Annotated in this window: 13 protein-coding genes; 11 read left to right on the forward strand and 2 right to left on the reverse strand. The window is 49.7% G+C overall.

Features of this window, described 5'->3' with window-relative positions; all coding sequences use genetic code 11:
* The 6 genes from H6F93_RS14110 to H6F93_RS14130 form a co-directional block, all read left to right on the forward strand.
* The coding region (locus H6F93_RS14110; RefSeq protein ID WP_524537948.1) for a photosynthetic reaction center family protein at positions 1 to 624 on the forward strand (624 nt) is incomplete at its 5' end.
* Positions 625 to 702: 78 nt separating this feature from the next.
* A complete protein-coding gene (locus H6F93_RS34675; protein WP_277881922.1) occupies positions 703 to 831 on the forward strand; it encodes a hypothetical protein in 129 nt (42 codons plus the stop codon).
* Positions 832 to 1,665 (forward strand): M23 family metallopeptidase, encoded by an 834-nt coding sequence (locus H6F93_RS14115; protein WP_190641026.1) that lies wholly within the window; start codon positions 832 to 834, stop codon positions 1,663 to 1,665.
* Between the two features lie 31 nt (positions 1,666 to 1,696).
* Positions 1,697 to 2,095 (forward strand): bactofilin family protein, encoded by a 399-nt coding sequence (locus tag H6F93_RS14120; protein WP_190641025.1) that lies wholly within the window; start codon positions 1,697 to 1,699, stop codon positions 2,093 to 2,095.
* A 66-nt stretch (positions 2,096 to 2,161) separates the two neighbouring features.
* Positions 2,162 to 3,250 carry a chorismate synthase gene (gene aroC / locus H6F93_RS14125; protein WP_190681707.1) on the forward strand — a complete coding sequence of 363 codons (1,089 nt, stop codon included), beginning with the start codon at positions 2,162 to 2,164 and terminating at the stop codon, positions 3,248 to 3,250.
* A 22-nt stretch (positions 3,251 to 3,272) separates the two neighbouring features.
* Complete coding sequence (locus H6F93_RS14130; RefSeq protein WP_190681710.1) at positions 3,273 to 3,854, forward strand: thioredoxin family protein; 582 nt, start codon at positions 3,273 to 3,275, stop codon at positions 3,852 to 3,854.
* Here H6F93_RS14130 and H6F93_RS14135 read toward each other — a convergent pair.
* Positions 3,851 to 4,036, reverse strand: coding sequence for a hypothetical protein (locus tag H6F93_RS14135; RefSeq protein WP_190641022.1), 186 nt, complete (start codon positions 4,034 to 4,036; stop codon positions 3,851 to 3,853). The two genes, H6F93_RS14130 and H6F93_RS14135, sit on opposite strands and share 4 nt — an antisense overlap.
* 398 nt (positions 4,037 to 4,434) lie before the next feature.
* Between H6F93_RS14135 and argZ the strand changes: the two genes are divergently transcribed.
* From argZ to H6F93_RS14155, 4 genes are all read left to right on the forward strand, one after another.
* Positions 4,435 to 6,540 (forward strand): bifunctional arginine dihydrolase/ornithine cyclodeaminase, encoded by a 2,106-nt coding sequence (gene argZ / locus H6F93_RS14140; RefSeq protein ID WP_190681713.1) that lies wholly within the window; start codon positions 4,435 to 4,437, stop codon positions 6,538 to 6,540.
* 177 nt (positions 6,541 to 6,717) lie between these two features.
* The gene (locus tag H6F93_RS14145; RefSeq protein WP_199313716.1) at positions 6,718 to 7,194 is read left to right on the forward strand and encodes a hypothetical protein; all 477 of its coding nucleotides are present in this window, start codon (positions 6,718 to 6,720) and stop codon (positions 7,192 to 7,194) included.
* 352 nt (positions 7,195 to 7,546) lie between these two features.
* Positions 7,547 to 7,789: an Asr1405/Asl0597 family protein gene (locus H6F93_RS14150; RefSeq protein WP_190641020.1), complete on the forward strand. Its 243-nt coding sequence runs from the start codon at positions 7,547 to 7,549 to the stop codon at positions 7,787 to 7,789.
* 77 nt (positions 7,790 to 7,866) lie between these two features.
* Complete coding sequence (locus tag H6F93_RS14155; protein WP_190681716.1) at positions 7,867 to 8,466, forward strand: (2Fe-2S) ferredoxin domain-containing protein; 600 nt, start codon at positions 7,867 to 7,869, stop codon at positions 8,464 to 8,466.
* A gap of 26 nt (positions 8,467 to 8,492) precedes the next feature.
* On the opposite strand, the gene H6F93_RS14160 is transcribed toward H6F93_RS14155, so the two are convergent.
* On the reverse strand, positions 8,493 to 9,656 hold the full coding sequence (locus H6F93_RS14160; RefSeq protein ID WP_190681719.1) for a S41 family peptidase: 1,164 nt from the start codon (positions 9,654 to 9,656) through the stop codon (positions 8,493 to 8,495).
* Positions 9,657 to 9,784: 128 nt separating this feature from the next.
* Between H6F93_RS14160 and H6F93_RS14165 the strand changes: the two genes are divergently transcribed.
* The gene (locus tag H6F93_RS14165) at positions 9,785 to 10,666 is read left to right on the forward strand and encodes a helix-turn-helix domain-containing protein (RefSeq protein WP_190681722.1); all 882 of its coding nucleotides are present in this window, start codon (positions 9,785 to 9,787) and stop codon (positions 10,664 to 10,666) included.
* Positions 10,667 to 10,815: the final 149 nt, after the last annotated feature.

The following is a 10,815-nucleotide window of genomic DNA, read 5'->3' on the forward strand; positions in this document are numbered from 1 at the left end:
TACTCTGCACCTGTTGCAGCAGCGACCGCAGTATTCTTGATCTACCCGATTGGACAAGGTTCCTTCTCTGACGGAATGCCTTTGGGAATCAGTGGTACCTTCAACTTCATGTTTGTGTTCCAAGCTGAGCACAACATCTTGATGCACCCCTTCCACCAGTTGGGAGTAGCGGGTGTGTTTGGTGGAGCGCTGTTCAGTGCAATGCACGGTTCTCTCGTCACCTCTTCTCTGGTGCGTGAGACGACCGAGACCGAATCTCAGAACTACGGCTACAAGTTTGGACAAGAGGAAGAGACCTACAACATCGTTGCAGCCCACGGCTACTTCGGTCGTTTGATCTTCCAATACGCTTCCTTCAACAACTCTCGTGCACTGCACTTCTTCTTGGGTGCATGGCCCGTGATTGGCATCTGGTTCACGTCCTTGGGCATCAGCACGATGGCGTTCAACCTGAACGGCTTCAACTTCAACCAGTCGGTCATCGACTCCCAGGGTCGTGTGATTGGCACTTGGGCTGACGTGTTGAACCGGGCGAACCTGGGTATGGAAGTAATGCACGAGCGCAATGCTCACAACTTCCCGCTCGACCTCGCTTCTGTGAAGGCTCCTAGCATTGTTGGCTAAACTCTAGTCCAGCTCAAGCAAAAGCGCTCCCGAAAGGGGGCGCTTTTTGCATTGGGGCTGGCTGATGACTGGAAACTAATGATTGCTCTGGTTTTCACTCAAAATCACCAGTTTTCGGCGTTTTTGGCGATCGCCCTTGACCATTCGCGACGGAGTATGTCATGCTCCACTGCGGGGATCAAAGACAAAGACAAAGATAAAGAATGAATGAAGCGTCGTATACCTAAACGCTATGTTGTGCTAATATCATGCACCGACAAAGCGCCCATTACCTTCTCATTTCATCCGTTGGCGGTAATTGTTCCGCTAGCGATCGCCATCGTCACCCCTATTGCTTGGGTAGGCATGACGCTGTATTCCCACTCCCAACGCAATTTGATGCTGACTGAAGAAGCCGCAGATGTCCTACAGCAGCTAAACGCATTAGATGCAGAAGTAAAAAACTTGCGTGAACGGGCAGGCTTGCCTCGCACTGAGTTTGCTCCAACGGAAGCAGATCCGAAGTCCAGTCCACAAGGGGGGACTGGAACGCCTGTCGAGGCAGAAGAACTTTTAGAGACAGCAAACAGCCGCCTGCCTGCTCTATCCGCTGATTTGAAGCAAGAAATTGAGCCAGCTTTAGAAAATACCTTGCTCCGTGAAGCGGCTCGTCCAACAGGCATTCCTCTGAAAGTTACGACTGAAATTTCTTCTCCATTTGGGCTGCGCCGAAACCCGTTTGGGCGACGCAGCTTTGAGTTTCATCAGGGATTAGATTTTACAGGTGCTTACGGTTCTCCGGTTCACGTCACTGCGCCTGGAACAGTGGAGAAAGCAGAGTGGTCTGGAGGGTACGGCTACCACGTGGTCGTCAATCATGGGTATGGTTATCGCACCCTATACGCCCACCTTTCTAAACTGGAGGTGTCTCAGGGAGCACAGGTCAACAATGACCAAATTGTTGGATATTTAGGCAGCACAGGCCGCTCTAGTGGACCGCATCTACATTACTCGGTTTACCGCAATGGTACAGTGGTAGACCCCCAGGGTTACTTAGATTAAACTCATTGACATTTACATTGGGGATAGAGCGATGTTCAGGCGCAAGCGGGCGAATGCGTTGACCTACATCAGCGCCACGAGCGAGTTTCAAGGCAACTTGAATGTAGAGGGAAATCTGCGCGTGGATGGCATTATTCATGGCACGGTTGAAGTCAGGGGCGACATGGAAATTTCTTCAACCGGCTTGGTTGAAGGTCCTGAATTGCGGGCGCATAACATTGTGGTACATGGGGTGATTAAAGCCCACGTGGTAGCAGAGGGCAGGTTGACGCTGAGCCGCACTGCTCGACTTGAAGGGGATGTAACCGCCAGCTCTCTTGACATTGAGGCTGGCGCATTTTATGTGGGGCACATTGCTACCAGCGATGTCAAAGCATTGCCTGTCGGCGCAGAAAAATTCCCTGAGTTGGTGGGGCGAGAGGAAGAGTAATTGCGTTCAGGACTCATTTTTCGATAGGTTAGGACGGTATACTCTTCGACTGTCCTTTCCCAAATTATGGGTAACACCTTTGGTCAACTGTTTCGCGTCACGTCCTTTGGGGAATCTCATGGGGGAGGCGTGGGTGTCGTGGTAGATGGCTGCCCACCGCGACTGGAAATTTCTGCTGAGGAGATTCAGGTTGACCTGGATCGTCGCCGTCCTGGTCAAAGCAAGATCACGACCCCTCGGAAAGAGTCAGACACTTGCGAGATCTTATCGGGCGTGTTTGAGGGCAAAACGCTGGGAACGCCGATCGCCATCTTGGTTCGCAATAAGGATGCGCGTTCTCAGGACTACGACGAAATGGCGCAGAAGTACCGTCCGTCTCACGCGGACGCAACCTATGACGCAAAGTACGGGATTCGCAACTGGCAAGGCGGTGGTCGGTCTTCGGCGCGGGAAACGATTGGGCGAGTCGCGGCAGGGGCGATCGCCAAAAAAATTCTGCGTCAGGTCGCGGGTGTTGAGATCATAGGCTATGTCAATCGGATCAAGGATTTAGAAGGAGTCGTTGATCCCGACACTGTGACGCTGGAGCAGGTTGAAAGCAATATCGTTCGCTGCCCTGATCAGGACTGTGCTGAACGAATGATCGATCTGATCGAGCGAATTGGGCGATCGGGCGACTCGATTGGCGGTGTCGTTGAATGTGTCGCCCGCAATGTTCCTAAAGGGTTGGGAATGCCCGTATTTGATAAGCTAGAGGCAGATTTGGCAAAAGGTGTAATGTCTCTGCCTGCCAGCAAAGGGTTTGAAATCGGTTCGGGATTTGCCGGAACCCTGATGACGGGTAGCGAACACAACGACGAATTTTACACCGACGAAAACGGGCAGATTCGCACTCGCACAAATCGCTCTGGAGGTACTCAGGGTGGCATCTCCAACGGGGAGAATATTATCTTGCGGGTTGCCTTCAAGCCCACCGCAACGATTCGTAAAGAGCAGCGCACCGTCACGACAGACGGGGAAGAAACCGTTTTGGCGGCAAAAGGGCGACATGATCCCTGTGTATTACCTAGAGCTGTGCCCATGGTCGAAGCGATGGTTGCCTTGGTGCTGTGTGACCATCTGTTGCGCCAACAGGGGCAGTGTGGAGTTTTGTAGTAACGTTTCAAGGATCTGACCGATGGCAATGACGGCTTCAACGATGCTGAGCCTGGGCACTTTGGCCCCCGCTTTTCAACTGCCAGATGTGGTGTCGGGTGAAACGATTTCATTGGAAACGTTTGCAAGTAAGCAAGCGTTGCTGGTTATGTTTATCTGTCAGCACTGCCCGTTTGTTAAACACGTCAAAGCAGAACTTGGCAAGCTAGGGCAAGACTACCAGGACAAAAATGTTGGCATCATTGCGATTAGCGCTAATGATGTGGAGAATTATCCAAATGATTCTCCTAAGCATCTCAAAGCAATGGCCGCAGAGTCGGGCTTTACTTTCCCGGTTTGCTATGACGAAAGCCAGGAGGTGGCAAAAGCTTACACTGCGGCCTGTACGCCTGATTTTTTCTTGTTTGATAGCGATCGCCACCTGGTTTATCGGGGTCAGCTAGACAACAGCCGTCCTGGAAACAATAAACCTGTTGATGGCCTTGATCTACGCGCTGCCCTAGATGCAGTGTTAGCAAACCAGCCCATCGATTCTGACCAAAAACCTAGCATTGGCTGCAACATTAAATGGAAACCTGGTAAAGCACCCAGCTATTACGTTTAAGCGGCTTGGAAGACTTGCTCCAGCGTTAGACCTAGAATTGTGCTGGTTTCCTCTGCTGTAAAGCCGTGCTGAAGCATGATTGGAACCGCTTCTAGTTTGTCTTGTAAACGATTTTCTGCTTGCCGTTCTGCCAGGACTTTTTGGTAGAACCGATTTTGTTTCAATTCACTGAGTTCAAACATATTGCTAGCACGGGTTGAATGTAAATTTTCGTTACACCGAGGCCTGGTTTTATTGGGCAATCTGCCCTCGCTGCTTCCTAACCGGTCGCTAATTTATAGTACATCTGTTCTAATCTTTAGGACAGGGGCAGTGAGAAATAATTTGGGTTATGAAATCGCAACAATTGCTTGAACTGCAGCATCTAGTCCAAACCAATTTTGGATAGCGTAATAGAATAAAGCGTTAAGTCTAACGCTTGACGTTAGTTTCGCTAGTTTCGCTTTAATTTCAACGGCACGAGAGTTGAGGCACCGGTCCATCCTGAGGTGCTTGCTCTGACTGTTCACCAAGATTTCCAGGCTCAGGACTTAGAGCCAAAAGCTTTCGCATCAACCGCTCTTTATCGTTACAACTTCCTATGACTTCCTCAATTCGTTTCCTCATGTGTTCGGCTCATCATTATGAGGTGGACTATGTGATCAACCCCTGGATGGAGGGGAATATTCACAAGTCCTCTCGCGATCGCGCCTTGGAACAATGGCAGCAGCTTTACAATGTCCTGACTCAGCACGCCACCGTTGATCTGGTCAAACCGCAGGTCGGCGTACCTGACATGGTGTTTACGGCAAACGCAGGACTGGTTTTGGGAGATACAGTCGTGCTGAGCCGTTTCTTCCACAAAGAGCGCCAGGGCGAAGAGCCATTCTTTAAGCAGTGGTTTGAGGAACAGGGATATACCGTTCACGAGTTGCCCAAAGACTTACCATTTGAAGGTGCCGGAGATGCTTTGCTTGATCGCGAGGGGCGCTGGCTCTGGGCTGGCTATGGCTTCCGCTCGGAGCTTGATTCTCATCCCTATTTGGCAAAGTGGTTAGATATTGAGGTGGTATCGCTGCGGCTGATGGACGAGCGCTTCTATCATCTTGATACCTGCTTTTGCCCGCTTACAGATGGCTATTTGCTCTATTATCCACCTGCTTTTGATGCCTACTCAAATCGTTTGATTGAGATGCGAGTGCCCGAGGCAAAACGAATTGCCGTTGAGGAAGCAGACGCAGTTAATTTCGCCTGCAATGCGGTCAACATCGATCGCACGATCGTCATGAACATCGCTAGCGATTCTCTGAAAGATCGTCTGGCAAAGGTCGGCTTTGAGGTGCTTGAAACGCCCCTGACCGAATTTCTCAAGGCAGGTGGAGCCGCAAAATGTTTGACGTTACGGATGACGGAGCCAGTGGAGCCTGCGGTTCATGCCAGCGCTGCGGTTGAGAGCCGGACGATTCGCCTGGAAGGACATTTGCTCGATTCGGGTTTAATTAACCGTGCCCTGGATCTCGTTGTGGAAGGAGGCGGTAGTTTCCAGGTGTTAAATTTTGACCTGGGTGAACAGCGGCAAAGCACCTCCTCGGCTGAGGTGAAGGTGTCTGCCCCTAGCCATGACGTGATGGAAAAAATCATGTCTCAGTTGATCGACATTGGCGCTTTGACGCTGCCTCAAGAGGCGTGCGATGTCCGTTTGGAAGCTGTGCCGCAGGTGGGAGTGGCTCCCGATGATTTTTACGTCACCACGATTTACCCCACTGAGGTGAGGGTGAATGGGGAATGGGTCAAGGTAGAAGGTCAGCGAATGGATGGGGCGATCGCCATCACTCCCACTGCCGGAAGTTTTGTTGCCCGCTGCAAGCTTCTACGCGATCTCCAGCTTGAAGATCAGGTTGTGGTTGGGGTAGAGGGCATTCGCACCATTCGCAAACCCGAATCGCGAGATCAGCGGGCTACCCAAGAGTTTAGCTTTATGGGGGCAGGCGTTTCGAGCGAACGTCGAGTAGAGCTAGTGGTCGAGCAAATCGCCTGGGAACTGCGTAAGATTCGCGATCAGGGCGGCAAAGTTGCGGTTACGGCGGGACCTGTGGTCATTCATACCGGCGGCGGGGAGCATTTATCTCGGCTGATTCGAGAGGGCTATGTGCAGGCGTTGCTGGGTGGAAATGCGATCGCCGTCCACGATATTGAGCAGTCGCTAATGGGCACTTCGTTAGGCATGGACATGAAGCGAGGCGTTTCTGTGCGCGGCGGGCACCGTCATCACCTTAAGGCGATTAATACGATCCGTCGCTGTGGCAGCATTGCTCAGGCGGTCGAACAGGGCATTCTCACCAACGGCATCTTCTACGAATGCGTCCGTAAAGGCGTGCCCTTCTCTCTGGCAGGCTCTATCCGAGATGATGGTCCGTTACCCGATACCAAAATGGACTTGCTCGAAGCTCAGGCAGATTATGCTCGGCTGATCGAAGGGGCAGACCTGATCTTGATGCTGTCATCCATGCTGCATTCGATCGGTGTAGGCAACATGACCCCTGCCGGAGTCAAGCTGGTTTGCGTAGACATCAACCCAGCCGTTGTGACAAAGCTGAGCGATCGCGGCTCCGTTGAGTCTGTCGGTGTGGTAACAGATGTAGGCTTATTCCTGAGTCTGCTGGTGCAGCAGTTGAGCAAGCTGACAAGTCCTTATCAGGCTGCATGATGTTGAGGATGATTTAGCATGAAGGCACTGGCGCAACAGCTACGGTGCCTTCATGCAGTTTGTAAAACCTTTGTGTAAATGTGAGTGCAGTGGAGTCACATTTACACAAAGGTTAATGAATTTGAGAATTAGGGATGGGTTGGGCACACTGGAGGAAACTCGATAAGAGGCAGAGCGTTGAGCATCTTCAAGACAATCTGGCAAAGGCTCAAGAATGCGTTTCTCAGTCTCCAAACCTACGATGTACTCAGTCCTGACTTTAAGCAGCGGCGACAGGTCAACCGAATGTTGCGCAGTCGTCCTGCTCCGAATTTGAATAAGTGGTTTAACTCTTACTATCAGCCCATCGGCATCGCTCCGTCCGTTGCGGCTTTTGCCTACAGCTATTTAGAAAAATATTCTGGACTGAGAATTGCTAGAGTGCTTCCAAGCGATCGCCTGGAAGCTGATTTGCACTGGACAGAAGTTTGCTGGTTTGATTGGGAAAACAGGCTGTGCGAAGACTTCTGGCACTGTTTTGGCGCTGACCTCAGCGATCACCTGGAGGACTTTGACCCCTATACCGTCGCTGATCTGCTTGAATTCCTGAATTGCCAACTTCCTCAAAATAGCCGATTCCGTAAGGATAACAAGAGCGACAACATCTGGCTTTAATGCAAAAAGTTTGCAAAAGGTCAGTTTTTGCCATATCTTGTTAACAGTAGTTGCACATTATTCTCAATAAATAGCTTTAGGAAAACTTCATTAGAGTCTCTCATACTTCCAATCAGAAATGATTATTAGTTCGATTGGTTCCGATAAGGACGAGACAAGCCTTGTCCGTACTGCCCTCAAGGCACTTCCGAAAAGTATCCATAAACTTCTGAAGTCGCTGATTACCAAAGTATTGACTCAACCAGGGTGTTGATCCCCAATACCCTTTGTCAGAGCTATTGAGCTTAGCCTGACCATTTATTGTGAGCAAATTTATCTAGGAATCTATTGCATTTAGTTTGAATCAGAATCAATGAATTCATCTTCTCCTAATTCCGAAACTGGACAATTGGTCTCTATTCCCCGAAGCGATCGCTGGCAGGTTTACGCCCGGCTTCAAGAACTCGACATTCCCTGTACCTGTCTTGGCGACGGTAGCTTTCAAGCCAAAATTGACACTCCCCTTGCAGCTTTGCAGCTTTGGAGCGTGATTTATCAGGTTACGTCTTCTCGCCATCAGCTGATTGGGCAGCTAGAGCGCTGCTGGCAATACTAAGTCGGCGGCTACAAGAGAATCCAGCGTTTGAGCAATGTCTTGCTTTGCCCCACACGAAGAGTTAGATCAGGTTAATTATGAGCAGAACAGCAGATTTTCAGGTAGAAGGACGATTTTTAGGCTTAATTCTTAAAGATGGTTACAAGCCAAAAGCAATCAGGCTAGCTACAGCAACGGGCGAATATCCGATCAAGCTGGCAAAAGAAATCCGATTTTCTCTACCGAAAACGCTAACTCCAGGTGAATGGATCCGTGTGATTGGAATTCAGAAGCTGGACTACAAAGAGGGAACCGTTAAGCTCAAAGCTTATCAGGTCGTTCCTGTGGCTCCCAGTCAGGCTGCGATCGCCACTCCCCCCGTTCAATCTGCTGCTCCAGTTTCTCAGTCCTCAACGCCTGCTCCATCTGCAACTGCAAGCTCTAAAAATCCCTGTATTCTGGTTTGTCAAAAGTCAGACTGCTGTAAGCGGGGTGGTCGGGCGGTTTCTCAAGCGCTAGAGCAAGCGTTGAGCGATCGCGACCTAGCAGATCAGGTCACCATCAAAGGTACGGGCTGCATGAAGCAATGTAAAGCTGGCCCAAATATCGTCATGCCTGACAAAACTCGCTATTCTCGGATTCGTCCGCAAGATATTCCAGATTTGGTGGATAAGCATTTTGCGGCGATCGCAGACTAAAAGCATTGCCTTAGCATCAAAAATTTCTACACTGCACCTGCTTGAATCATCTGAATAGCCCTCTCAAGGCACTGACTGCCGCCATTCGCGCATTCAGGAATCTCAACGTCTGGTGGAACTCCTACCCCCTCAATTGTCAGCCCTTTAGGTGAGATGACTTGAACCGTAGGAGCAATCAACGCAAAGCCTTCCCATCTCAACCTAAAAGCGTCACCTCCCAGTAGTGCGCCCATTGTGCGAACTCCTAATATTCCGGCAGAACCGTGATCTTTGACGACCCCTGCAAACAAGTCACAGGCTGAACCACAGCGGTCGTCGATTAGAACAAAGTGCGGTCTTGGATCTTGCTGAGCTTCTAGCCGAGTGCGCCACTCAACGTAAGGGTGTTCTTCTCCGAGAGCAATATCTGCTTCTGCTTCCACATTGTCCGCGTCGTCAAAGTAGCCTCGAAAGACATAAGGTTCCTCCATCTGTAACCCTTCACGGGTTCTGTCCCACCAAAGCACTTTGTCAGCACCAACAATGTCTTCAACTGCATAGCTAACGCTCGATCCGTAGCCTCCTTCATTTCCACGCACGTCAATTAGAATCACTTTGGCTTGAGCAAGTTGAGCTTTTGCCTGGTCCAATTGAGCCTTGGTAATCAGGGGAACGATAAAACTTTTGACTCGCAGAATTCCAATTTTGCCCCTCATCTCGGCTGAAACGCTTGGCTCGGGGGTAGCAGCATCTGGTAAAGGTTTTTGCTCGAAGATGCGAAACAACCGTTCTCCTTCGGTCGGATCTAACAGTCGTACGTGGGAAACTGCCAGTCGATTAAGCTGTTCGTTAATCCGTGCAGCCAGTTCTGCTCTAGTCCAGTTTGGTTTGGCTTCAGCTTCGGCTAACAGTTCGCTCAAATGCTGCTCGCGTTCTGCTTTCTTGAATGCGGGATCAAAGATTTCGCGATCGAGGGTTTGGTAAACATTCTCAATGAATAGCTTTGCTTCCGAGGAAGAAATGATATCCGTATCTTCTAGAGCCGAGGAGGTGAACCAATCTAGCGAAACTTCGTCCTCTGTCTGGTTAACACTGCTAGTGTTCTCACTTGGCTGCTGACTCACTCGATCCGTGTTGGTCGGTTGACAGCCTAAAAAGCCTAATAACGTGGCTAGAAGAAAGCCTCTTTTGAGATATTCGATCTTTGACATAAGCTTTATGCTGGCAGGGTTGCGCTCATTCGTCGCTAGCTTGGCTAGAGGAATCCATTATCGATAAGTTGCTAGCCTGCCGTCTTTCAAATTTCGATGGAAACTTATTAATATCTTTTGATTAGACGATGTCTTCTAGCCAAGCTATTCACCCCAAGGACGCGATTAGACCGGAGCAGATAGTATCCAGTCAAGCTCTCCAAGCGGGTAGATTACTTCTAGAACATCAAATTCAGCCCTCTGGAGAATGTGAAATCTCAGGAGGACTTACTCAGCACTTACTGGTTTTTGAATTAGGTCATGTAGACCGTCAAGTTTTTCGCATGGGTGGGCAGGAATATGACGATTCTCTATGCCAAGGTGACTTATTGCTGATTCCGGCTTGTACGTCTTTCTTTGGTGCTTGTGAAATGATCGATGAAGTTCTAGCGCTGAGCATCGATCCAGACTTTTTGCAGCAGATGGCGTTAGAAATTGGTTGCCCTCACCCTGAACGACTTGAACTGCTCAGCGGGTTTAAGATACGCGATCGCCAACTTCAATCTATCTTTCAGTTCATTCAAACCGAAATACAGCAGACTAAATGGGGAAACCAACTTTATCTAGATTCCCTGACAAATTTGCTGGCAATTCACCTGCTCAGAAATTACGCTTCGCGTCCTCTAGCGCTGCGATCGCCCGAAGAAGGGTTAAGTAAGTTTAGGCTAAACAGAGTCCTGGAATATATTAATGCTCATCTTGTACAGGACATTCAGTTAGCAGATCTTGCTCAGGCGGCAAATCTCAGCCAATGTTACTTTGCGAGTTGCTTCAAGCGATCGCTAGGAATTGCACCTTGGCAGTATGTTGTAGAGCAAAGAATTGAACGGGCAAAGAAGCTTTTGAAGCAAAGTAACGACTTAATCACAGACATCGCACTTCAGTGTGGGTTTAACAGCCAAAGTCACTTTACCCAGCAGTTTCGCAAGCATACGGGAGTGACACCCAAGACATACCGAGAACAGAAATAATACAGAGTCCGTTGCGTGAAGAAGCACTATTTGGTGTAGATACTGTGCATGTAGGTTGAAGTCAAGCAGGTTGAGGAGTTATGTCAGTTTGGGGTCAAAGGGCTTCTGCGAATGCAAGACCCCGAAGACCCAACGAATGACCTTGTGCA

The organism is Leptolyngbya sp. FACHB-671 (assembly GCF_014695745.1).
Lineage (GTDB): Bacteria > Cyanobacteriota > Cyanobacteriia > Elainellales > Elainellaceae > JAAUTN01.